Here is a 23,898-nt window from a genome sequence, read left to right as displayed (position 1 = left end):
CTCGCTGAGTTCGACATGCAGCCGCTGCGTCAAGTTGTTGAAGGAATGCGACAAAAGCAGAATGCGCATCCTGAGCCTCAACAGATCCGGGGTAATTGTTCGCCCGATAGCCAGTCGACGATCCTTCCGCCGCCAAAGCTCGTCGCCATCTGCACGAAATGGTGGTCGTCTGCCACGGCCTCGCCGATCTCGGCGGCATCACGGCCGAGCGGATGCATCCGCATCGCCGCAAGCACGGCTGCTGCAACCTCGGGCGCCACGATCGCTGCCAGCTTCCCTTCGTTGGCGACGTAGAGCGGATCAAGCCCGAGCAGTTCGCAAGCCGCAGCAACACCGGGCTTCACCGGGATCGCCGCCTCCTGAAGTTGGAAGCCGAGGCCGGACTGCTGGGCAATCTCGTTCAGCGTCGCGGCGAGCCCACCGCGGGTCGGATCGCGCATCAAACGGATGCCCTTGCCGCCGGCCGCCAGCATGCTCGCGACGAAATCATGCAACGACGCAGAATCCGAGACGATCTCGGTCTCAAAAGCGAGGTTCTGGCGTTTGGACATGATGGCGACGCCATGATCCCCGAGCGTTCCAGAAATCAGGACACGATCGCCGACGCGGGCATTCCCGGCAGAGAGGTCGAGCCCGGCAGGCACGACACCGATCCCGGCGGTCGAGATGAACAGGCTGTCGGCCTTGCCGCGCTCGACGACCTTCGTGTCACCGGTGATGATGTAGACGCCCGCGGCTCGCGCGGCCTCGCCCATGGAATCCGCAATCATCCTCAGGTCGGAGAAACGAAAACCTTCCTCGATGATAAAGCTCGCCGAGAGATAGAGGGGCCGCGCGCCGGCCATGGCGATGTCGTTGACCGTGCCATGCACGGCGAGCGAGCCGATATTGCCGCCCGGAAAGAACAGCGGCGAGACCACATAGCCGTCGGTCGTCATCACCATGCGCCCGGCGCCGACATCGAACGCAGACTGGTCGTTGCCGCACGCCAGCCATTCATTGCCGAACGCCTCGTGGAACAGGCCCGAGATCAGTTGCGACATCGCGCGGCCACCGGATCCGTGGGACAGGTCGACGCAGCCGTTCCTTATGTCGAGCTTGCGCTGATGGGCCTTCATGACGCCCGCCGTTGCTGATGATCGCGGAAGCGGCCGTAGGTCCAGTGTGCCGCACATGCACCCTCGGACGAGACCATGCAGGACCCCATCGGCGCCTCCGGCGTGCACACCGTGCCGAACAGCTTGCAGTCAACCGGCTTCTTCACGCCGCGCAGGATGGCGCCGCATTCACAGGCCGGATTGTCGGCAACCCGAAGCTCGTTCATGTCGAAGCGGACCTCGGCGTCGTATTTGTCGTAGGCCCGCTTCAGCTTGAGCCCGCTATAAGGCACTAGGCCGAGACCGCGCCACTCGAACTGGTCACGCAGCTCGAAGATGTCGGAGACCTCCTCCTTGGCGCGCAGATTGCCGTCACGGGTCACTGCTCGGCTATACTGGTTCTCCACCTCATACCGGTGCTCGTTGACCTGCCGCACCAGCATCAAGATCGCCTGCATCATGTCAAGCGGCTCGAAGCCCGCGATCACCACCGGCCTGCCGAATTCTTCGGCAAAGAACTCGTAAGGCTCGGTGCCGATGATGGTCGAGACATGGGCCGGCCCGACGAAGCCGTCGATCTCGACGGGGCCGATATTGCGGATATCGGCGCTTTCCAGGATGTTCTGCATCGCCGGCGGCGTCAGCACATGATTGCAGAACACGCTGACGTTCTTGAGCTGCTTCTTCTCGGCGAGCCGGATCATCACGGCGGTCGGCGGCGTCGTGGTCTCGAAGCCGATGGCGAAGAACACGACCGCGCGGCCGGGAATTTCTTCCGCAACACGGATGGCATCAATCGTGGAATAAACCATACGGACGTCGGCGCCGCGCGCCTTGGCCTTCAGCAGCGAGGCACCCTGCGAGCCCGGCACCCGCATCAAGTCGCCGTAGATGCAAAGGATCACGTCCGGCCGTTCGGCGAGCCGGATCGCCATGTCGATGCGTCCCGCTGGCAAGACGCAGACAGGGCAGCCGGGGCCGTGGATCATCCGCACGTTCTTCGGCAGCATGTCCTCGAGCCCGTAGCGGGAGATTGCATGCGTGTGGCCGCCGCAAAATTCCATGAAACGATAGGATTTTTCCGGATCGGCCTCCGAGCGAATCGCCTTCGCCAATCCCACCGCGATCTCCTTGTCGCGAAACTCGTCGGCATATTTCATTGCGCGGCCTCCCGGCTTTCGGCGCCGATTTCACGCAACAGCTCCAGCGTCCGCTGCGCCTCCTGCGCATCTATCTTGGTCAGGGCGTACCCCACATGGATGATCACGTAGTCGCCGACGGCGAGGTTTTCGATCAGCGCCACCGAGATCTCCTTGCTGACACCATCGATCGAGACGACGGCCATGTCGTCAGGCAGGAGCTTTGTGACCTCAGCAGGTATGGCGAGACACATCAGGCGTTTCCCTCCGGGCCTTGCTGCTCGAGGAGTTGGAGCGCGGCGACCCAGGCCTGCCCGAGGCTGAGGCCTCCGTCATTGGACGGCACCTGGCGAGGCAGCAACGGCGAGAGCCCGGCGGCGACGCAGCCGCGCCCGATCTCGTCTGCGAGGATCGCGTTGAGGAAGCAGCCACCGCTCAGGATGACAGTCGTGACGCGGGTCTCCAGTGCCGCGCGCGCGATCCAGTCAATGCAGGCGGCGGCGAAGGTGCCATGGAAGAGCTCGGCCCCATCGACCGGATCGACCGCAAGGTGTGCGAGCAAGGGGAAAAGAGACAGCACGCCACTCTCGATCGTCCAGCCGTCCTCGGCGAGGCGCGGTGTGCGGACACGCGCTTCCAGCTTCATTGCGGCTTCGCCCTCGTAACTCTGCACCGGACAGAGACCAAGCAGCCCCGCCGCCGCGTCAAACAGCCGGCCGGCGCTGGTCGTCGTCGCCACACCGGGCTGGTCGAGCATAGCGCAGAGACGCGCAGCCTGCGGCTGCATCGCAAAGCGCTTCGCAATCGCGTCGCCGCGCCGCAAGGCATGCAGCACGCTCGCGGCCATGCGCCACGGCTCGCGCGTCGCGCGATCGCCACCCGGCATCTTCATCGGGGCCAGATGTCCGAGTCGCTGGAAGCGTGCACCATCGCACGAGAGCAACTCGCCGCCCCAATTGCCACCGTCGCTGCCATAACCGAAGCCGTCGAGCACCAGCGCCAACGCCGGCCCTGCGACGCCATGTTCCGCCATCACGGATGCCGCATGGGCATGGTGATGCTGGACCGCGATCAGCTGTCTCCCGCTGGCTTCGGCGAAACGGGTCGAGGCCATGTTCGGATGCAGGTCATGGGCGATGACGACCGGCTCGATGTCCAGCGTCGAGAGCAGGTGATCCACCGTCTCCTCGAAAAAGCGAATGCCTTCCGCGGTGTCGAGATCGCCAATGTGCTGGGAGACAAAGGCTTCGTTGCCGCGGATGACGGTGACCGTCGACTTCAGCGCGCCGCCGACCGCAAGCACCGACGGGACCGACTTCGCGAGCCTAATCGGCTCTGGGATATAGCCGCGTGCGCGGCGGATGAACTGCGCCCGCCCCCCGACTACCGAGACGACAGAGTCGTCCGCGCGGGTGACGATATCGCGGTCATGCGTGACGATCAGGTCGGCGATGCCGGCAAGCCGCCGTTTGGCCTCGTCATTGATGATCACCAGCGGCTCGCCGCCAGGATTGGCGCTGGTTGCCACGATCGCCCAACTTGCGCCGTCCGCTCGCGGATGCGCCGAATTGAGCGCCTTCAGCACCAGATGATGCAGCGGCGCGACGGGCAGCATGACCCCGATCCGCGACAGCTCCGGTGCAATCCCGGGCGCGAGCATATCGCGGGATCTCATCAGCACGATGGGCCGCGGCGAGGATTCCAGCAGCGCGAGCGCGACCGCATCGATTTCAGCGATCTCGCCGACCACATCCGCCGAGCCGACCATGACGGCGAACGGCTTCTGGTTGCGATGCTTCCGGTGCCGCAGACGCCACACGGCCGCATCTTCACGGGCATTGCAGAGCAATTGATATCCGCCGAGCCCCTTGATCGCGACGATCCTCCCGTCGGCGATCGCAGTGGCGATCTGTTTGGTACCATGACTGATCCTTGGCCCACATCGCGGGCAGGCAATTGCTTCGGCGTGGAAGCGACGGCTCGCCGGATCGGCATAGTCTGCTGCGCAGGCCGTGCACATCGCGAAGCGCCTCATCGCGGTGGTACCGCGGTCATAGGGCAGCCGCTCGGCGATGGTGTAGCGCGGGCCGCAATGGGTGCAGTTGACGAAAGGATAGAGATGGAAGCGGCTCGCCGGATCAAACAGCTCGCTCAGACACTGCGGACAGGTGGCGGCATCGGCGGCGATCCGGGTCGAGACCTTGCCCTGCTCACTGGCGCGGATGTGGAACTCGTCGCTTTCGGTGATGCCGACCGGTTGCACGGAGATCTCGTCTATCCGAGCCAGCGGCGGTTTTTCCAGCGGGAGCGCATGGACAAAATCCGCGGCGCGGTCGCCCTCGACCTCGATCACCACGCCATCGGGATCATTGGCAACGAAGCCGCCGAGCCGATAGCGCGCGGCGAGGCCGTAGACGTACGGACGAAAGCCCACGCCCTGCACGGCGCCGCGCACATGCAGGCGCAGCCGTCTTCGGTCTCGCGCCATGGCCTCGCCGCTCATGCTCATCCCGACACCGCCATCTCGGTCGGCTTCATCTGTGCAACTCGCTTGCGAATCCAGGCATAGAATGCCGCAAAACCCTCACCGGTGCACGCCGACACCGTCAAAACCTCGATCTTCGGACTGACCCGGCGTGCATATTCGATCGTCCTTGCAAGATCGAAGTCGAGTACGGGCGCAAGATCGATCTTGTTGATCAGCATCAGAGAGGAGGCGGCGAACATGTCCGGATATTTCAGCGGCTTGTCCTCGCCTTCCGTGGTCGAGAACACCACGATCTTGCAGGCCTCGCCGAGATCGAACGCCGCGGGACAGACGAGATTACCGACGTTCTCGATGAAGAGGATGCCGCCGTTAAGCGAGGGCAAGCGGTCATAGGCTGCGCCGACCATGGCGGCATCGAGATGGCAGCCCTTGCCGGTATTGACCTGGATCGCCGGCACGCCGGTCGAGCGAATCCGTTCGGCATCGTTGGAGGTCTGTTGATCGCCTTCGATCACGCCGATGGGAAAGCTGTCCTTCAGCTCGGACACGGCGCGAACCAGAAGCGAGGTTTTTCCGGCGCCGGGGCTCGAGACCAGGTTGAAGACGAGCAGGTCGTCGGTGCGGAAGCGCGCGCGGTTGTCGGCGGCAAGCCGATTGTTCTTGCCGAGAATGTCACGCTCGACTTGGATGATGCGGTCGCTGCTCATGCCGGCGATCTGCTGGCCAGCCGGGTTGGCGCTGCAATCGACCAGTCCGCCATCGCCGGGCGCGTGATCATGATGATGGTGATGGTCGTCGCTGTGCCCATGATGATGCGAATGATCGTACCCATGGGAACGATCATGGGAATGATCATGGGTGTGTTCTGTGGACGCTTTGGCATCGCGGCAACCGCATACCGTGCACATCAGTCGACCTCCAGTTCCCTCACGCGCATGTCTTCGCCGTCGGTCACCTGCAATTGATAGCTGCCGCAGGACGGACACGGCTCATAGCGCTGCTTGATCTCGACGCCTTTGGAGCAGGCCACGCACCAGGCCGCTCCCGGCGTCTCGACGATCTCGAGCCTTGCTCCTTGCGCAATGGTGCGCGCGGCGGCGGCCTCGAAGCAGAACTTCATCGCCTCAGGCGCAGCATGGCTGAGCGCGCCGATCTCCAGGCACACGACGTTCACCCTAGCGAAGGCGCGCTTGCGCGACTCCTCCTGGATAATCTCGACGATTCCCTGGCACAGCGCCATCTCATGCATGGCCGATCTCGCGGAAGCTGAGGCTGAAGCCGACGCACGGATCGAACGAGCCGACGAGCGCGCGGACCGCATCCAGCCCCTGCCGGCCCCCGGCGAGAACGGAGCCCTGGAGGCTGCGAACCAACGGCCCGCGGGCATGGAAATTCCACTCCGTCGGCGCCAAGAATTCGAAGCGGAGGATGCGGTCTTCATCGTCGAGCTCGACGGCATGATAGAGCCGGCCCCGCGCGCATTCGACGGCACCCGCGCCTCTGCCGGTCCCCAGCCGGTAGCTCTGGAGGACACCGTCCTCGACTGTCCCATCGTCCGCCTCGAGGAAGCCGCAGAGCCGCGCCACTTCCGCGATCCGCGCCTTCAGACGCTCGGCGGGCCCCGCGCCCGGCGGCAGGATCGGCTCGCGCCTAACCCGCCGCGCCCAGACGCCGGTCTCCGGAATCCGGCCATGGAGATCAGGCGCATCGGAGAATATCGCGCCATCGGCGAGCAGCCGCATGACGATTTCGAGATCGTCGGCTGCCGACAGGAATGACTGTTCGACGACCGGCGGCAGCAAGGCATCGCCATCGAAATTCGCAAGATGTACCGCCAGCGCGCTGCCGGCCCCGGGGGTTTGCTCCTCGCTCGCGATCCCGAGCGCGGTGAGCGATGCCCTGATCTTCGCCACCGCCTCGCGGCGCGAGACCGCCTCCCCGCGCTCTGCGATGCTGCCACCCAGAACGGCCGTGGCCTCCATCATGGCACGAACCGCTGCGGCGCCGGCGCCGTCAAGCGTGAGACGGCCAACGAACAGGCCGCGTAACAATTCGGTCAGGCGTTCGGCGACGACAGCGACGAGGCGACCGCGCTCGATCTGGAGACCGGCATCCTCGCCCCGCGCCGCCTCGACCGCGGACAGGAAAGCTACCTGATGCGCCATCGAGCACAGGGAGAACAGACGCGGCAGCACCGACGGCAGTGACGAGGCCAGCTTTCCCGCGAACAAGCGCGTCAACGGCGGCCGGCTGCGCGGCCGGATCGCGACGTCGGCGATCGTGCCGCCGGCGAGCCACACCGTGATGTCGATCTCGTTCCGGAAGGCTAGGCTCATCCACACCGCTCCGTCAGAACACCGCGCAGGAAGTTACGCCGGTCGATCGGGCTTGTTGCGGGCTCGCGGCAACGGACCGCCTCCTCGCTGTTGGCCGGCAGCATCAGCTCGGCGAAGGTCGCTTTGGCCGTCGCCCGCGCGGCGACTATGTCCGCAAACTGGAACATCGGCGAGAACAGCGAGCAGCTCGCGATCCGGCCCATTTGTCCGACCTCGCTGACAGTGAATTCGAGATCACCCGCAGGGAAGCGCATTCGCAGGCTCGGGCCCGAAGTATCCCGCGCGATCGCGCTCGCCGGGATCACCACGTTCATGAACCAGGGCGTGACCATGACGCCGATGGTCGTGCCGTTGAACCAGCGGAAACCGACAGCTTCGACGCCGAGCGCGTTGTTGTAGATCGGCAGATCGCGCACCGCGCGCTCGCCGATCTCCCGGTAGCTTCCTGCCAAGAGCTCGCCCCACGCTTCGGCGTTGGCGTCGCGGGCACGAATTTGCGCATCAGCCGTCATGACTCGAGCGCCATGAACTTGGATTTTGGAGAGTCGCAGTTCGGGCAGCGCCAGTCTTTCGGCAACGCCGCGAACGGAGTGCCAGGCGCGATCTGTGCCACCCCGTCGCCATCCTTAGGGTCATAGACCGTCCAGCAGATGCCGCATTCCAGCCGCGTGACATCGGCGACGTCCTGGCGCACCCCAAAATTCTCGAACCCGCTCATTTGAAATAGGCCTCGATGATCTCCTGAAGCCGCTCAGCCGAGTCCTCGAAGTCCTCGTCAGCCGCAATCGCCACCGTGGGCACGCCGCCGACCTCCAGCGTATCGAGGATGACGGTGTCCATGGCGTTGAAGAACTGCACCGACCAGACATTGCGGATGCCCGTGGAGAGCACCCGGCAGGTACCGTAGCCGCGAGAAAGCAGTTGGATCGGCCCGTGCTTGATCGTGTCCTGGAGAAAACTCATGTCGATCGGGCTCATCGGCAGCAGCGTGAAATTGATGATCTGCGAGCGGATGCCCGGCCGCCATGCGAGCGCCCGCTCGCGGATTTCCGCAAGCACCGGCAGCACGTTCATGGCCCCTTCGGGGGCCTGCCCGATCTCAAAATCCGCAGCCGTGAGATCGGCAGCGGCGCGCTTCACGATCTCCGGGATCGGCCCGACCTCGAGATATTCGTGATTGGCGTCGCTCTCGAGCCGCACGCGCCAGATCCCGGCCAGCACAGATTCCCGGATCTGCGCCAACGATCCATCGGGCAGCTCAACCACGGCGGCCACTTCGCCCTCGCCCATCACGTCGGCAATCAGCTTGCGCTCGAGATCGTTGAGATTGCCAAGCCGGAACAGTTGCGTCGGCATGTCGGCCTTCTGGCTCGCGATCGCTGCGGCCACCTTCGACAACAGCTCGATGGCGTTCGGGCACATCCTGGCGAGTTCCGCGCTGTCGAGCGTGGCAAGCTTGGCCAAGGCACCGGCCGCGGTCAGGCTGCCGCCCGTCGCGTTCAGGCTCTCATCGCCGATCGGAAACACGTTGATCGGCTGCTCCGCGCCCTCGGGCGCAGTCCAGAAACCCGCTTTCATAGTTCAACACCTTGGCGGTGCTGGGGAACGATGGTTGTCATGACAACGGCGCTCGTGCCGCGCGGACGGTCGATCAGCTTGGTGATGCGGTCGACATAGATTGACCAGTCCTGAATCTTCGCGATCAGCTCGAGTGTCTCGCCGTTGGCGACGAAGATCAGCGTCGGCTGCACGCGCACGCCAAAACGGTGGCCGAGTTCGCTCTCGGCACCGCGGGCGATCACCGCGGCACGCAATCTACCCTTGAATGCCTCGACCAGCTCCGGCAGCACGACCGCGACATCGATCGCCTCCGGAAAACGCGCGGGGTCTCCCGCCGACAGCAACACGGCGATGGCGCGGGCCTCGTCGGTCGTATTCAGAAAACGATCGATCGTCGCAGCATCCACCTCGGGCAAGCCACGCCGCGCCAGATCCTGCCTTCCCTGCTGTAATTTCATCAGACCTCCCCTGACAAGCTTATGATTCTGCTGGGACAGCGATCAGCAAGGTACGTGCCAAGGACGGTTATCACCTTCCCTGATTTATCTAATTGATTTGAATCATATATTTCCACGACAGGAGATGCATCAATCCCAAGACAGAAAGCTAATTTCCATATCGGATGAAAATGAACTTAGCAGATAGACATTTGTCTTCCAGCGAGGTCGCGGGCTCTCGCGGAGCGGGCTGCCGCCCTAATCAAGCCGGAGATGCTCGGGCAGTTGCGGCTCGCGGTCAATGAGGTCGGCGAAGAAGCGATCGCAATCCTCGCCATTGATCGCTGCGCCCAGACCGTCGATCGCGGCACCGATCAGGAGCGCCTCGACCTGATGCAGAAGCCGAACGGCGGTGTCGATAGAGACCAGCACCCTGGCACCGGCCGGCGGGTTCGAGAGCAGCAGCATCGAAACGCGCCGCTGCTCGCCTCGGAACTCGCACAGCGCCGATATCCCGTCAGTCTCAACGATCGTCATCGGCAAGCCGAGGCACATGGTGGATCTCCGACGGTGCAGCCGGTCAGGCAGGCTGCCCCTCATCTCGTAATGCTGATGATCGATGTCGTTGGCGAGCAGCCGCTCCGATTCTGCCAACGGCGCCGTGCGCGGCATCACCTCGACGCCCCATTCGGCCAGGATCTCGCAACCAAGCTCGAGCGCCGGTGCGATCTGATCGCGCACCGGCTCAGTCAGCGGCCCACCCCAATCCTCGACGTCGAGCGGCTGGCAGCCGATCAATGCGAGATGTCGCGGACAACGGCCAAGCAGGTCGGCCGCACTGATGACCTCCTGGAAGCCGGTCTGGTGCAAGCTGATCTTCTTGGCGCCGGTGAAACGCGGCACCTCGTCGTCACGAACGAGCTTCAACTGCCCGGGCTCGAGCCCATAGTCGATCGCGTCGAACACGATCAAACGATCCGCATCCTCCAGGTAGTTCACGAGGTAGAGCCCCTGCGTGCCGCCGTCGAGAATGGTGACATTGTCGGGCACGGCGTAGCGGCGGTGGAATTCCTCCACCGCGCGCACGCCAAAGCCTTCGTCGGCCCACAGGATGTTGCCGATGCCGAGCACCAGGATGCGGTTTGCTTGCGAAGATGTCGGCATCGGTATCATTCCAGTTTCTCAGTCGCGGAATTGCCGCTCGCCGGAGATCATCGAGGAGATGATGCTCTGGCGCGACATGACGTCCTCACGGACCGCGGCGTAGATGTGCACCATCACGAACACGACCAGCGCCCACATGCCGAGATGATGCCAGGTGTGAACGTCCTGGCTGTTCGGCCAGATGGCGAACACCCAGCCGAACAGCTTGTGCTGCCAACTGTCGATGCCCGCACCTTCCGAATAGAGCGCAAAGCCGGTAACGATCATGAACGCCACGAACAGCGTGAAGCCCGTGAACATCGCCGTCCGCGCCAGCGGGTTATGGCCGACATACATCTTTGGCTCGCGCTCCAGGAACGCATACCAGCGGATTTCATGCAGCACTTCCTTCCAGAAGTGCTTGCGATGCACCGGCAGATAGAAAATCTGCCGGGAATGGTGATTTCCGACGAAGGCCCACAGAATGCGGGCAAGGAAGAACACCGCCAGCACCTGCCCCGCCGCGAAATGGGCAAAGCGGATATAGCCCATCACGAAGTTCGCCGAGGCCTCACCCTCGACCGAGGGCAATGGCGTTCCTATCAGATAACCAGTCACCATCAGCATGATGATCGTGAACGCGTTCACCCAGTGGCAGATCCGCACCGGCGCTTCGTAGACATAGACGGCGGGACGGCCGACCGCATGTTCGCCGGCCGCCTCGGCCGCTATCGCGGAGAGGTCCGGCTCGGCTTCCGCCGGACGTGCAGCTACATCCATCATGGCGTTTCCCCCTGCTTCACCTGATCTTGACGCTGGCCATTTCCTGGCCGTCCGGACTCATGACATGCGTGGAGCAGGCCAGGCACGGATCGAAGGAATGGATCGTCCGCAGGATCTCTAAGGGCTGCTCGGGATTGACCATCGGGGTGTTCATCAGCGAGGCCTCGAATGCACCGATGTTCCCTTGCGGATCGCGCGGTGAGCCGTTCCAGGTGGTCGGCACCACGCACTGGTAGTTGTCGATCTTGGCTTCCTTGATCCTTATCCAGTGCCCCAGCGCGCCGCGCGGCGCCTCGGTGAAGCCAAAACCCTTGGCCTCCTTCGGCCAGCTCTCCGGCTTCCACTTGTCGACGTTCGCGGTCGAGCTGTCGCCGGCCTTGATGTTGGCGACGAGCTTGTCCTGGAAGTAGCGCATTTGTCGTCCGGCCCAGACCGACTCCAGCGCGCGCGCCGCCGTGCGACCGAGCGTCGAGAATAGCGCCGACAGCGGAAGGTCCATATCCTTCAGGAACTTGTCGACAGGATCCTTGAACTCGGCCTTGTTCTGCGCATAGCCCACCACCCAACGCGCCAGCGGGCCGACCTCCATGGCGTGACCCCGCCAGCGCGGCGCCTTGATCCATGAATATTTTCCGCCCTCATCGAGCTGCTCGATCGCGGTCTTGGTGCCTTTCGCATTGGGTCCCAGCACGTAGTTCGGCTCGGTCAGGCCGTCCCAGGGATGCAGTCCCTTGGTTTCGTCGGGATATTTGTACCAGGAGTGAACCACGAACTCCTGGATCTCATCGGGGTTGGCATGATCTACGGGAAGCACCTCCGAAAGATTGCCGTTTATGATGGCGCCCCGCGGCAGCTTCAGGCTTTTGGAGGAGTAGTCGTTGGCGTGTTCCGGCACGTCGCCATAAGAGAGTACGCTCTTGCCGGAAAGACCGCCGCCGTAGAGCCAGTCCTTGTAGAACGAACCGATCGCCGCCACGTCGGCCAGGTAGACCTGCTCGTTGAACTCGATCAGGCGATCGATGATCGACGAGATCAGGTTCAGGCGCTCGATGTTGATGGCACCGACCGCGCCCGTGCCGTCGACGTTGATCGGACAGGGCGCGCCGCCCACGAGCCAGTTCGGATGCGGATTCTTGCCGCCGAAGATGGTGTGGATCTTGACGATCTCCTTCTGGAAATCGAGCGCCTCCAGATAGTGCGCAACCGCCATCAAATTGGCCTCAGGCGGCAGCTTGTACGCCTTGCTGCCCCAATAGCCGTTCTTGAAGGGCCCCAACTGCCCCGACTCGAAGAACTTCTTGAGACGGGTTTGCAGGTCCTTGAAGTAACCCGGCGACGACAGCGGCCAGCTCGAGATCGACTGCGCGAGGGTCGAGGTTGCCCGCGGGTCGGCCGAAAGCGCGGAGACCAAATCGACCCAATCCAGCGCGTGCAGGTGATAGAAGTGAACGACGTGGTCGTGCACCTGCAAGGCAAGCTGCATCAGATTGCGGATCGAATTGGCGTTCTCCGGAATGGTGATCCCGAGCGCGTTCTCGACCGCGCGCACCGAGGTCAGCGCGTGCGTGCCGGTGCAGACGCCGCAGATCCGTTCCGTGAACGCCCAGGCGTCGCGGGGATCGCGGTTCTTCAGGATCACCTCGATCCCGCGCCACATCGTGCCGGTGGAGACTGCGTTTCGGATGACGTTGTCGGCGTCGACATTGACCTCGACCCGCATGTGACCTTCGATACGGGTCACCGGATCGACCACGATGCGCTTGCCGGAATTGTCGAGATTGAAGCCGTTGGGAGTCTGGATACCCATGATCTTCTACCCTTGGATCTCTTTGGCGCTTAGCTGGTGCGGTGCGCGTCTTTGCGCTTGCCAGCCAACCGCTTCACCGCGGTCACCGCTGCATGCGCGGCGACTGCCGCACCGACGGCTCCGGCCGCCACCATGCCGATCTGGTCGGCGTTCTTCTCGATGCCGAACTGCTTGATGTTAGTGAGACGGTCGTAGAACGAACCCTTGTCCCAGAATCCGTCTTCCGAGCAGCCGATGCAGCCATGGCCCGACTGAATCGGGAAGGAGACGCCGCCATTCCAGCGCACAGTCGAGCAGGCGTTGTAGGTCGTCGGGCCCTTGCAGCCCATCTTGTAGAGACAATAGCCCTTGCGCGCCGCCTCGTCGTCCCACTCCTCGACGAACTGGCCGGCGTCGAAATGCGACCGCCGGTAGCACTTGTCGTGGATGCGCTGCGAGTAAAACATCTTCGGCCGGCCCTGACGGTCGAGCTCGGGCAATTTGCCGAAAGTGGTGATGAAGGTGACAGTGCCAGTCATCACTTCGGCGATCGGGGGGCATCCCGGCACTTTGATAATCGGCTTGTTGGGGATGACCTTGTCGATGGGCGTCGCCTGCGTCGGGTTGGGCTTGGCCGCCTGCACGCACCCCCACGAGGCGCAAGCGCCCCAGGCGATGATTGCCATCGCATCCTCCGCCATCATCTTCAGCTTCTCGACGAACGGCTTGCCGCCGTCGATGCAGAACATGCCGCCTTCGTTCAGCGGCGGATTGCCTTCCACTGCGAGAATATATTGCCCTTTGTGCTTGGCGCGGGTCTCTTCGAGGATCGCCTCCGCCTGGTGGCCTGCGGCCGCCATGATGGTGTCGTCATAGTCGAGCGAGATCATCGAGAGCACGGCATCCTTCACCAGCGGGTGCGCGGAACGAATGAAGCTCTCGGAACAGCAGGTGCATTCGAGGCCGTGCATCCAGATCACCGGCACGCGCGGCTTGGTCTCGAGCGCGTTCGCGATGCGGCTCGCCGCCAGCGGACCGAGGCCGAGACTCGTCGCGGTCAGGCTGCAAAATTTGTGAAAGCTCCGACGGGTGATACCTTGTCGCCTGATCACACTGTAAAACGTTTCCGTCGCCGCGCCCATGAATCCTCTCGCCTCGGCTTTGACTTGTCTATGACGCCAAGGACAGCAAGAAGCAGGCCAAGCACTGGAAGAGGTAAGGAAAGTAGAGTAGAGTGATACCAAAAATTGTCGCAGATTTGAAATGCTCGAATTGCGGTGCGCGCGCGTGCCGCGACCGAGAAAAGCGGAAACAATTCGATTTCAGGCGACAACGAACTTTCCGCCCCCGCGCGAGAGACCACTCAATGCGCGGTGCACACGATCCAGGGATCGAACGAGCGCGCGACGTGCTGGATGGCAACCGAGCGTGCGCCGGCGTGGCCGAGATCGGTGCCGATCAGCGCCTGCTCCAGCGGGCCGCCGTCATCGGCCGGCTAGAAGGCCACACTATGCAGCCACTTCCCGGCGAAGATACCCATGGGTTCGGGCAGCTGCGCCCGCGCCGGCAAGACATCGCGTGCCGCAGTGCCGCGCGTCGCTGCGAAACGGTCCCGTGTCTCGTCATGCATGCGCGGCACAGGGCTCGCGAGCGAAATGCGGCATGAAGAAGATGTAGAAGTGTGTGAGATGATCGGCGGCATTCTCCGCCGCATGCGCGAGATTGGTGGCGGGAATCCCGTTCGGCGCGACCTCGGCCGCCATCGCATCGCGAGGAGCGGCAGCCGCGGCGACCGACTGCGAGACCGAGCAGATGCCGCGGATCCGCGGCGCCAGCGCCAGCGCCTCGGGGGCGGACGCCCCTCGATGATGTGCTCGAAGTCGCGATACAGCGGCGCCGTCACCTCCGCGCGCATGCCCCGCCCACTCTCCACATCGAGGCCAACTTCGAGATCGCCCTCGATGCGTTGAGCGACCGATCGTGTTGCGCGTCATGGCATGCGCTTGGCCGTCGGGTGGCCGGGCGGCACGACCACGTGGTCCGCGGTCGACTCAGCCACACCCCTCGCGGCGTCGCCCACTTCGATAGGGCCGCGAGCGCCACGAACCAGGTCTTGGGCATGTCGGTCGGAAGTCCAACGGCAATGCCGGTAAGCTTTGCGGATGTCTCTCTCCACAGTGAAACGCGAAGCGACTTGCTCCTGCGCGACCTCCTCGGTACATCTGGCGCGTATGCGCGATGTTGGAAAGACAACCAATCTTACGGATGTGAAAGGTGGTAGTCGCACGGGGGAGCCCGCAACGCGCGAATTGATAAATTTGAACTTGAAGGTCGGGCTTTCTGGCCTCACAGTAGCACGGTTGGCGATAGGCTTTTTGCTGACGTGATGGAGATTCGTTCGCGATGTCATGGCGTCCGCGTGACTCAATAGCGGCCACCCACGCCGAAGCCAAACTTATCGCATATAGAATAAGACAGAACTTCCTTGGCTCTGTAAACCGCCACTGCCTCGGCTTCGGAATGTCGTTTTCGCGACACACGAGCGTGCATTGAAACACGGCCGCGTCGGAATCGAACACAACACACATTTTCCGAATACCAGAGTGCACATGCAGGGAGGACCAGACCTTGATGACGGAAACGATCGCCTCGATTACGCAGGCGAAGGAGCCTAAGTACTGTTCGCTCGAAACGTCGGCTGGTTCTGCGACGTGATATCCGCGAACAGGAGCAGCATCCCGCAGAATGGGCGCTCGCGTCGGGCTGCGTCGCGAGGGCCATCGCCGCAATCCTTCAGTCGAGCTTCGCTGGGATCGCTCCAACCGCGGGCGTATTGTCATCAGCACTAAAGCTGTGATGCCGTGCGACATCCGCGTCGAAGGGCTAGCCTTGCATCTCACGTCTCGTCAGGTCGTAGAAACGTACGAGAGACGGCGCTTCACCGCGGATGCCAGACCCACGGTGGCCTAAATGCCAGGACTGGAGGTAGTGAACTGCAACCAAAGCAAGAGCGAAGACAAAGTGGCGGGCTGGAAAGCCCTCGTTCTCGGCTCCAGACGATGATCCATATTGTGATTGGAACAGATCGCAAGCGCGCAGGCGCTGAGATTTATCAAGCGGGAGAATTACAAGACGTTGCAGACGTTTGACGGAGCGGCATTCGAGCGGGAGCGGGACGCGCTGGCCTCGATTTACGATTGATCAGACATTATATCTTATATTAGCCGGCATGGCGGCTATCTCTACAATCTCTGGAAGTGCACCAACAATCCGCGGGGCCTCTGGCGACGAACCACTCTGGAAGAATTCGAGCGCCGCGTTGTGGGAAATTCTGCTCGACATCGGCCAGCTCGGTATCAGCGAGGGCGAAGACTGGCTTCTGAATGCGACGGCCTCGCTGCCCGGGGCTCATGGACGCACGAAACTGAGCCTGCCGGCGCGCCAGCGATGCTGTCACCTTGCGTGAGTTCAACATCGACGCGAAAGCGTTCGCTCGCGATAGCTTCGTGTTGCCGGAAGCCAAGCGACGCTGAATGGGTTGATCTCGATACGGTGGTGCTGTCGAGCTCTTTTGGGCGGGACATGGCGACGACATCTGGCTATGCGCGCACGGTGCGGCTGTGGTGGCGCGGCACGGGGGCAGATCAAGTTCCGGTGATCTTTGATATTGCAGCCGATCTCATGGCAGAGCCCATCGCAATGTCGACCATACCGTTGCGCGAGCGCGGATGTGGTTCGTCGATCAGGTCAGCGCGCGTGCGGAGAGCTTTGCTCTACCGAGCTACACCACCACCGGCGACACGACCTTGCGCCATATCGGGGACGCGTGATTTGGTCACGCGAGATCGGGATGTACCCCGCGTTGTCGCGATTGCTTGTATTGCGGTTGTGGCTCACCAAGCGTCCCACGTTGTTGAGGTTAACGCATTTGTCTTCAGCGCATATAGCTCACAGGTTCAGGCAGACGTGACGAGCACCTCATGCAGCTGTGAGTGTGATGGATCCAACAGGCTCGGATTGTGAAGTCCGAGGCAAGGTCCCGACAGGATAGTACAGCAAGATCGCGATACTTGCGGAAAGAGGGCACGTGCTGCTCACAAACTTCTTACGGCTCCCAGAGACTTCCTGCCGATAAAACTCTCAGATCATTGCGCAGATGCGCAATTTAAGGCGTAGGCGGACTCGAGCGCGAAAGGGGCCTCCGCGAAAAGCGCGCGATCGAAGTCGTCGAGGGTGGTGCTCGCAAATACAGCTGATATGATCGACGGAAACAGTTGCTGTGCAACGGTCCAGCAGCAGCCGTCACCTGTAGCGGGCAAGATCAATCCATGAACAGCACCTCCTCTTCACCAGTCAATGCGATCGCAGCCGAGCTTGGCCGCCTCGATCCCGCATACGCGCCGACACCCCTCCTGAACCTTCCGGCGCTTGCGGAGCGGCTCGGAGTGGCGCAGGTGCTAGCGAAAGACGAGGGCCGCCGCATGCTCGGCAGTTTCAAGTCGCTTGGTGGCACCTATGCAGGGCTGCGCGCGCTCGCCCGGGCCTCGCGCATGCAGTTAGCCGACCTTCTCGCGGCCCGACCTAAGGGGCAGCCGACCCTGGTCTGCGCCAGTGACGGCAATCACGGGCTCGCGGTAGCTGCCGCCGCGCGCTTTGCCGGGGCGCCTGCCCGCGTGTTCCTGCACGAGGGCGTGCCGAACGCGCGCGCGCGCCGCATCGAGGATCAGGGTGCCGAGATCGTATGGGTGCCGGGCACCTACGACAATGCAGTTGATGCGGCCGCAGCCGCGGCCTGCCAAGGCGCCGGCATTCTTGTCGCCGACACGACCGACGATCCGAACGACCCCATCGTTTGCGACGTCATGGCGGGATACGGCGTCACGGCGGCGGAAATCCGCGATGAGGTGGATTTCGCCGGCCTTCGGCGTCCGACACACGTCTTTATACAAGCTGGGGTCGGCGGACTCGCCGCTGCCATCGCCGAGGGCCTCTCGGGCTGGCTGGCATCTCCGGGCTGCATCGTGACGGTCGAGCCGGAAACCGCCGCGTGTCTTGCGCCCGCGCTCGCTGCCGGTCGCCCGATTCGGGTGATGGGCGATCTCCGAACATCCGCGGAGATGCTCTCCTGCGGCCAGGCGAGTGCGGCCGCCGTTGCGGTGCTCAGGCGTCACGGCGCTCGAGCCATCACCGTGCCCGAGGCGGAATTAGTGGATGCTGTCCGCGTACTCTCCGCCCATGATGGCCTTGCCACCACGCCGTCCGGTGCAGCGGGCCTGGCGGGTGCCATGGCTGCCCTCGCAGACCCGAGCCATAGAAGGGATCTCGGACTCGACCGGTTGAGCCGCATTCTCGTCCTCCTCACCGAACGCGCCTGGGAGGACCGAACGTGAGCACCGCAATCTTCGCTCCTAGTTCGAATTGCATCCTCATGTCTGGCACGCTCGACGCTCATCATTGGATCATCGGCGGTCCGTCTCCGGCTCGGGGACCAGCGGCGCGCCCCCGACGGAAACGGGCCCTTCTGCTTTAGGCGGGCGAGTGGCTCTTGTAGTCGGCTTTGAAGCGGCCTGGGCTGCTGGCGGACGAATATCCGCAAGAAGAGGCGCAGCAATGTTCTGCAGAGACTCAATTCTTGAGGCCAGGGCTGCGATTTGATCTAACATCCGTTTCAAATCGGCTTGCTGCGCATCGATGTTGCGGTTGAGCGCTGAAAGCTCCTCGCTCACCTCCTGTTGCCCCGACCGAATCTCCGAAAGGGCCGCCTTGTCTTCAGGTGACAACGCCGGCATTGGGACGACTTCACGTGCCACTAACGCCTCGATCATTCGGTCGATATGGGGCCAGTAAAATGGAACCCCAACGCATAGCCCGATGAAGATGGCGACAAATCCAAAAACCCACGGAAGGCGTCTTGATGACTTCTGCAGGACGGGCGGCAACTCCGAACCGTTCGCTTGATCAATCACATCCATCATTCTTTCTCTCGATCTATATTGGCTCTCGTTGCCGCGGTAGTAGCGATGACGGTCAAGAGCGTCCATGCGAAACTAATTGGCCATGCGCACAAAGATATCGGGAAAGATCATGCCGCTTCAGCGTCCAACACGACTCTGCTCGTGCAACGGATCGATGTTTTTCAGCCCCAACAGGCACTCGGCGCATTAACGCTGCACGCGCAACGAAAAAACGCACGAAACGATCGCGTCCATAGCTCTAAGTACACTCGCGATCGCGCGGGCTCCTCCGCACTGGCGGCAATCTGCCGGGAGCCCGGTGTGGGCAGCACGCGGCGGGCACCAAGATGGCTTTGTGCCGCGGCTGACCGCGTCGATGCCGCCAGTCAACGTACGCTAGTCTTATGATCGCGGTCGAGTAGCTCGGCATTTGGCTTTGCCCTCACAGACCCAGGCAGCCGGCTTTCCCGGCTCTTCCCGGGAGTAACCCGCGCCATTCATTGGATAGATAAAAATGACCTGGGCAGGCAATACCGCGCTCGGCCAAATCGGTTCTGTTTTGTGATCAGCCGCTTTTTCACCCTTGTGGATCCCTGGCGCGACGCGCGCCTCTTTCAAAGCACGCGACCCGGGCATCCGGCCAAAGTGGGTCAAGCGCCATCATAGTGATGGCGACGCTCGAATGCTTCGAACCCTCGCTAGCTTGCGTTTGATTCAACCACAATGCCAGCCTCACTCGCGTCTCACGTGATAGCCCCAACATCAACCGCGGTTCGGACGAACGACCGGCATACCTGCTAAATCGCTTCGAAGTACCGCTGGCGTTCACAGTCGGAGACTCGATGTTGAACGGCTTCCCACTCCCATCGCCGGGAACGGGAGAACGCTTCAACAAACCTTTCGCCAAAAACGTCCATCGCCTTTGGAGATTGTTCAAACCGGGATGTGGCCTCAGATAAGTCTTGGGGAAGCCGTTCGAACGGAGGATGTTTTTCCTCGCTTGCATCACCCACAGTTGGAGCTGCCAACCCAGCATTCTCTTCAATCCCCAGAATACCGGAGCCGATAGCACATGCGAGAGCGAGATAGGGGTTCACATCTGCGCCACTCAATCTGTACTCGAGGCGGTGTGCAGACTTGTCTCCCGGAATGACCCGCACCGCACACGAACGATTGTCAACTCCCCAGCTAGGACAGGTTGGAGCCCAGTAGCCTGGCCGCAGCCTCTTATAGCTGTTCACGTTGGGCGCAGCGAGTACACAAAAGTCGTTCATATATTTCAGCTGTCCGGCGAGGAATTGGCTCATAGTTCTTGAGATGTTGCGGCTTGCCTCGCTTTCGTAAAATGCATTTTGACCATTTGACGACATTGAAATGTGAATATGTCCCGACTGTCCCGGCCAATTCTCGGAAACCTTCGCCATAAACGTTGCCATCATACCCCGCTTCTGAGCCCAGGATTTCAACATCGACTTGAATACGACTGCTCGATCCGAAGCCTCCAGGGCATCACAATGACGAAGCGATGCCTCAATCGCCCCAGGGCCGGTTTCAAAGTGGAGCCCGCTGAGCGGCAATCTAGCATTCTCACAAAGCGCCAGAATTTCTTCGAATAGCTCATTACTGGCAAGTGTGCGCGCTACTGAATAGCCAAAAGGGCCCCTCGTCAGGGGGACCCATTGATTATAAGGCTTTTTCTCAATTGTCTCGGCGCTCTCATTAAACAGCATAAACTCGAACTCAAATCCAGCAGCGCAACTGTATCCGTGGTCAGCAGCTCTTCGTAAGACCTTCCGCAAAACACCACGCGGGCAGATGCTCTCATGGCCACCTGCAAACTCTGCGAGGTAAAGATACCGATCATGACGATTAGACACCGGACGCGCTGTGCCTGACAGAACACGCAGGTTGGCGTCTCCGAAGATCGATGGCGCCTCGTGCCCGAAATTCGCAGGTATCACTCGGTCCGAACAATCCCAGCCGAGCACGGCTTCGGAGAACTTGATTGTCCGGCCTTCGTCCGAGATATCGTCAGCAAATACGTGCTTGCCGCGAAGAATGCCGTCAAAGTCGCATACTCCAATCAATGCCTTACGCGCCTCGTCCGCGCCAGCCACCTGTATTTCGCTTGCCATCACTCCTGACCCTGCGCCGTCAATCCGAATACCTCGTCCATACGCATTGCTCGCAGCTTTCGATAATCCTCATAAAGCTCAGTCAAGTTGTTGCTCACGAGATACACAATACCCGGCGTCGAAGCTAAGTCGGTCGTCGGGACCAGATTTTGACCTATCGGAACAAACGCTATCGAATCTGCGAAGCTGGGCAGCTTGCGGATTGCGTCCAGTCCGGGATAACCGCCAACAACACCGTCGATATCGGAGATGAGTGAGACGCACAATGCGTGCGCAAGGCGCGTGTAAGGCCCGCGTCGTCTCATATGAGCAGTAAAACCGATAGGATCTGCGTAGCGCCACGCCGTCAGTGTTATATGATTGTGACCCAAAGCCATGGTCCGGGCTTTTGCCGACATTGTCCCCTGAAGCCTCGCTCCAAGATCCACCAGAACCGGCCCCTTATGATCGATGATAATTTCGGCATGAGCAGGTCCGTTGACCATCTCAAGCGCCCTTAGCGCCGGCACCAAGTAATCGGACAGCTCTTGAACAACTTCTTCGTCACCTCCCAGCAACTGCTCGAGCGCGCAGACCGATGCCGCGCCCTTGATGGCAACGGTGTCATAAGTCCACACCTCCGTGACGAAGATTTCTCCGTCGATCGAGACAGCGTTTACGGTGTATTGTTTGCCGTTTATCTTCTCCTGACCAAGAACAAAACGATTTATCGCTCCGAGGCAATTGGCCTTGCCGACAATAACATGCACAGCTCTGCGAACATCAGCCTCGGTCGCGCAAAAGAACACGTCCTCCGTGCCTGCGCTGTTCAAGGGCTTGATCACGATTTCGTCGTAGCGCTGTTGACGCATCCAACTTATGACGTCCTCCGCATCCTCGGAAACAACTTGTCTGATCGATCGCACTCCTGCAGAGCTCAAAGCGTCAGCCAAGCGCGATTTGTCACGTCTTGCAGCGGACAACGCGGTTCCATTTGAAGGTAGTCCGAGCCGCTCGGACAAGGAATCGGCCACTTCAACTCCTGACTCACAACCCGCTATGATGAATTCCAACTCCCTACCTCGGAGAGCCTTCAAATGAAATTCAACGACCTCCTCCTCAGGCATTCGCTCGTCTGGCTGGATGATTTCATCATAGATGTCGGCGTTAAAGTGCGATTGGAAGATTGGTGGGATTCGTGCATTCGACATCGCATGCACGGTCCTAATTCCGTAGCGCTTGAACTCTTCCGGCAGATATCGGCCTGTCGAGTATGCGTCGACAATTACACAATTCCGTTCCTTCATGCCGATCTCCGATACTGCAAGTAGACGTTAGCCACGGCGACAGCCGTAATGAGAACGTTTCCAACAAACGTATATAAAGAAGGCACGATACGAGTATCGAAATACTGGAAAAGAAACGTAATGACAGGTGCCGTGGACAAGACCATGTTTGCCGTAAATGGCTCTACGCGGCGAATGCCCTCCTGCACAAGGAGCAAGGGAACAATGATCGTCGAGAGTGCAATCACTATGATCGCAAGCCAATGCTGTGAGATCTCTCGTAAGATGGAGGAAGGATCGCTGAGTGCTAGCAGCAAGAGGATTGCTCCATAGAAGCGATGGGCCAGCACTTGTCGACCAGATAATCCACGGTCGAACAGCAGTTTCACAAGGATACTGGTAAGCGAAAGGGACAGCCCAGCTGCGATCGCCAGGAAGATACCAAAGGATGAGCGAGATCCCCATTCGATCCCAGCGTTGCCGCTTGCCGCGATCCAGACCATGTAAACACCAATGGCCGCAATCAGAACGCTCACGGCGATATCTGACTTCGGAGGACGCCCCTGTCTCCTGATCAGTGCGTTCAACCATGCTGTCGCTGTAGGTCCCAATGCGACCATGAACGTGACGACTATAGCTGGCTCGGCGTACTTCAGTCCAATAAACAAACCGACCCAGCTTATCGCGGTAACGCAATTGAGCGACACAAAAGCTAGCATCGACGACTTCGTGACCTTCGCTCCAATGCCTTCGCGGCGAGCCAAAATGTTGAACGTCATACTTACGATACCAAAGGAGAACAGGAGAGTGACCCACACGTTCGCTTGCTGAAAATATGACGCCGCAAAGACTTCACCTGCCGCGCTAACGACAACGTAGAGGGCAATAAAGAGCACTCCTGCGGCGAATTGTCTGCTCGGCCTGTCGAGAGGCTCTTCTTCTTTCAATCCCAAAGGGCCCCATTTCGTTCGAAACTTCACGCTACGCCCCTATCACTTCTTAGGCGATACGTGACACACGCCTCTCCAAATGCATTGAAAAGCTGCTTGCTCAGGGAATCAGTTTCGACGTGCCATTCGGGGTGCCACTGCACGCCGATCTGCAGCGTCGGTGCGCCTATTACGGAAGCCGCTTCGATCAGACCGTCGGACGCCCAGGCCTCCGGTTTCAGCGCAGCCCCAAGCCGTTCTATGCCTTGATTGTGCAAGGAGTTAACGTGCGCTTCGATCGCGCCCGCGATAGCAAGGAGAACGCCGTCAGGACATAATTTCACGCTGTGCGCTATATCGTACTGGCGATCCCTCGGCAGCCCCGCCTTCTCAGCGTGCATCTGTCCGCTTTCCAGCCTCCATTCGGACAACGACGGGTGAAGCGTGCCGCCAAAATAGAGGTTAAGCTCCTGAAGCCCACGGCAGATGCCAAGTATCGGCATCCCAAGGGCAACCGCCTTCTCGATTGCGCCCGCGGACAGCCTGTCACGAGGACGGTCCCTCACGCCAGCTTCAACGTCCGCCTGGCCTGTCAGTTTCGGTCTGCGCGAAGCGGACCAACTGAAGATGGCAGGATCGATATTCGATTCATCACCTGTCAAAATCAGACCGTCGAGCCTGCCCATGATCGACAGATCACTGTCGCCTTCCGCATCGTCAGCATCGATCGTTGGCAATATCACGCAAGCCACGCCCGCATAGCGAACGAGGGCTTGAACATATTTGCGCCGCAACCAGTCGCGGTGTACGCCATCGGCCAAAAGGCGGTTTGAGGTCACGCCCACC

Annotated in this window: 21 protein-coding genes and 3 pseudogenes; 1 reads left to right on the top strand and 23 read right to left on the bottom strand. The window is 61.2% G+C overall.

The annotated features are described in order from the left end of the window. Positions 1–77: 77 nt before the first annotated feature. The 18 genes and pseudogenes from hypE to IVA74_RS30425 all read right to left on the bottom strand — a co-directional run. Positions 78–1,118, bottom strand: a complete 1,041-nt coding sequence (hypE, locus tag IVA74_RS30510; protein ID WP_247350428.1) for a hydrogenase expression/formation protein HypE — start codon at positions 1,116–1,118, stop codon at positions 78–80. Next, entirely contained in the window at positions 1,115–2,257 is a 1,143-nt protein-coding gene (gene hypD / locus IVA74_RS30505) for a hydrogenase formation protein HypD (RefSeq protein WP_247350426.1), read from the bottom strand. The genes hypE and hypD overlap by 4 nt, the downstream gene beginning before the upstream one ends. Further along, positions 2,254–2,490: a HypC/HybG/HupF family hydrogenase formation chaperone gene (locus tag IVA74_RS30500; RefSeq protein WP_018459070.1), complete on the bottom strand. Its 237-nt coding sequence runs from the start codon at positions 2,488–2,490 to the stop codon at positions 2,254–2,256. The genes hypD and IVA74_RS30500 overlap by 4 nt, the downstream gene beginning before the upstream one ends. Continuing rightward, the gene (hypF, locus tag IVA74_RS30495) at positions 2,490–4,745 is read right to left on the bottom strand and encodes a carbamoyltransferase HypF (RefSeq protein ID WP_247350424.1); all 2,256 of its coding nucleotides are present in this window, start codon (positions 4,743–4,745) and stop codon (positions 2,490–2,492) included. Before hypF ends, IVA74_RS30500 begins: the two co-directional genes overlap by 1 nt. Further along, entirely contained in the window at positions 4,742–5,632 is an 891-nt protein-coding gene (gene hypB, locus IVA74_RS30490; protein WP_247350423.1) for a hydrogenase nickel incorporation protein HypB, read from the bottom strand. Before hypB ends, hypF begins: the two co-directional genes overlap by 4 nt. Continuing rightward, entirely contained in the window at positions 5,632–5,973 is a 342-nt protein-coding gene (gene hypA / locus IVA74_RS30485) for a hydrogenase maturation nickel metallochaperone HypA (RefSeq protein ID WP_247350421.1), read from the bottom strand. The genes hypB and hypA overlap by 1 nt, the downstream gene beginning before the upstream one ends. Then, complete coding sequence (locus IVA74_RS30480) at positions 5,966–7,060, bottom strand: nickel-dependent hydrogenase large subunit (protein ID WP_247350419.1); 1,095 nt, start codon at positions 7,058–7,060, stop codon at positions 5,966–5,968. The genes hypA and IVA74_RS30480 overlap by 8 nt, the downstream gene beginning before the upstream one ends. Then, complete coding sequence (gene hybE, locus IVA74_RS30475; protein ID WP_247350417.1) at positions 7,057–7,572, bottom strand: [NiFe]-hydrogenase assembly chaperone HybE; 516 nt, start codon at positions 7,570–7,572, stop codon at positions 7,057–7,059. Before hybE ends, IVA74_RS30480 begins: the two co-directional genes overlap by 4 nt. Further along, positions 7,569–7,778, bottom strand: coding sequence for a rubredoxin (locus tag IVA74_RS30470; RefSeq protein WP_247350414.1), 210 nt, complete (start codon positions 7,776–7,778; stop codon positions 7,569–7,571). The genes hybE and IVA74_RS30470 overlap by 4 nt, the downstream gene beginning before the upstream one ends. Further along, positions 7,775–8,638 (bottom strand): hydrogenase expression/formation protein, encoded by an 864-nt coding sequence (locus IVA74_RS30465; RefSeq protein ID WP_247350411.1) that lies wholly within the window; start codon positions 8,636–8,638, stop codon positions 7,775–7,777. Before IVA74_RS30465 ends, IVA74_RS30470 begins: the two co-directional genes overlap by 4 nt. Next, complete coding sequence (locus IVA74_RS30460) at positions 8,635–9,078, bottom strand: hydrogenase accessory protein (protein WP_247350408.1); 444 nt, start codon at positions 9,076–9,078, stop codon at positions 8,635–8,637. The genes IVA74_RS30465 and IVA74_RS30460 overlap by 4 nt, the downstream gene beginning before the upstream one ends. A 237-nt stretch (positions 9,079–9,315) precedes the next feature. Beyond that, entirely contained in the window at positions 9,316–9,612 is a 297-nt protein-coding gene (locus IVA74_RS30455) for a HypC/HybG/HupF family hydrogenase formation chaperone (protein ID WP_247350442.1), read from the bottom strand. 39 nt (positions 9,613–9,651) lie between these two features. Next, positions 9,652–10,221, bottom strand: a pseudogene (locus IVA74_RS30450) (HyaD/HybD family hydrogenase maturation endopeptidase); the annotation flags it as partial. Positions 10,222–10,239: 18 nt separating this feature from the next. Beyond that, the gene (cybH, locus tag IVA74_RS30445) at positions 10,240–10,983 is read right to left on the bottom strand and encodes a Ni/Fe-hydrogenase, b-type cytochrome subunit (protein WP_247350405.1); all 744 of its coding nucleotides are present in this window, start codon (positions 10,981–10,983) and stop codon (positions 10,240–10,242) included. A 16-nt stretch (positions 10,984–10,999) separates the two neighbouring features. After that, positions 11,000–12,790: a nickel-dependent hydrogenase large subunit gene (locus IVA74_RS30440; protein ID WP_247350403.1), complete on the bottom strand. Its 1,791-nt coding sequence runs from the start codon at positions 12,788–12,790 to the stop codon at positions 11,000–11,002. Positions 12,791–12,819: 29 nt separating this feature from the next. Then, positions 12,820–13,911: a hydrogenase small subunit gene (locus IVA74_RS30435; protein WP_247350400.1), complete on the bottom strand. Its 1,092-nt coding sequence runs from the start codon at positions 13,909–13,911 to the stop codon at positions 12,820–12,822. A gap of 356 nt (positions 13,912–14,267) precedes the next feature. Further along, positions 14,268–14,732, bottom strand: a pseudogene (locus tag IVA74_RS30430) (nickel-dependent hydrogenase large subunit); the annotation flags it as partial. 27 nt (positions 14,733–14,759) lie between these two features. After that, positions 14,760–14,929, bottom strand: a pseudogene (locus IVA74_RS30425) (HupU protein); the annotation flags it as partial. A gap of 2,168 nt (positions 14,930–17,097) precedes the next feature. On the opposite strand from IVA74_RS30425, the gene IVA74_RS30420 reads away from it, so the two are divergent. Next, the gene (locus IVA74_RS30420) at positions 17,098–18,159 is read left to right on the top strand and encodes a pyridoxal-phosphate dependent enzyme (protein ID WP_247350398.1); all 1,062 of its coding nucleotides are present in this window, start codon (positions 17,098–17,100) and stop codon (positions 18,157–18,159) included. Between the two features lie 69 nt (positions 18,160–18,228). On the opposite strand, the gene IVA74_RS30415 is transcribed toward IVA74_RS30420, so the two are convergent. From IVA74_RS30415 to IVA74_RS30395, 5 genes are all read right to left on the bottom strand, one after another. Next, positions 18,229–18,744: a hypothetical protein gene (locus IVA74_RS30415; RefSeq protein WP_247350395.1), complete on the bottom strand. Its 516-nt coding sequence runs from the start codon at positions 18,742–18,744 to the stop codon at positions 18,229–18,231. Between the two features lie 776 nt (positions 18,745–19,520). Further along, positions 19,521–20,858, bottom strand: coding sequence for a glutamine synthetase (locus IVA74_RS30410; protein WP_247350392.1), 1,338 nt, complete (start codon positions 20,856–20,858; stop codon positions 19,521–19,523). Then, positions 20,858–22,144: an ATP-grasp domain-containing protein gene (locus IVA74_RS30405; RefSeq protein WP_247350390.1), complete on the bottom strand. Its 1,287-nt coding sequence runs from the start codon at positions 22,142–22,144 to the stop codon at positions 20,858–20,860. The genes IVA74_RS30410 and IVA74_RS30405 overlap by 1 nt, the downstream gene beginning before the upstream one ends. Next, positions 22,141–23,103 (bottom strand): DMT family transporter, encoded by a 963-nt coding sequence (locus IVA74_RS30400; protein WP_247350388.1) that lies wholly within the window; start codon positions 23,101–23,103, stop codon positions 22,141–22,143. The genes IVA74_RS30405 and IVA74_RS30400 overlap by 4 nt, the downstream gene beginning before the upstream one ends. Further along, positions 23,100–23,891, bottom strand: a complete 792-nt coding sequence (locus IVA74_RS30395) for a gamma-glutamyl-gamma-aminobutyrate hydrolase family protein (protein ID WP_247350385.1) — start codon at positions 23,889–23,891, stop codon at positions 23,100–23,102. Before IVA74_RS30395 ends, IVA74_RS30400 begins: the two co-directional genes overlap by 4 nt. Between the last annotated feature and the right edge of the window lie 7 nt (positions 23,892–23,898).

This window comes from Bradyrhizobium sp. 132 (genome assembly GCF_023074185.1).
In the GTDB taxonomy this organism is placed as follows: Bacteria; Pseudomonadota; Alphaproteobacteria; order Rhizobiales; family Xanthobacteraceae; genus Bradyrhizobium.
This window is presented reverse-complemented; position numbering and strand designations above follow the sequence as displayed.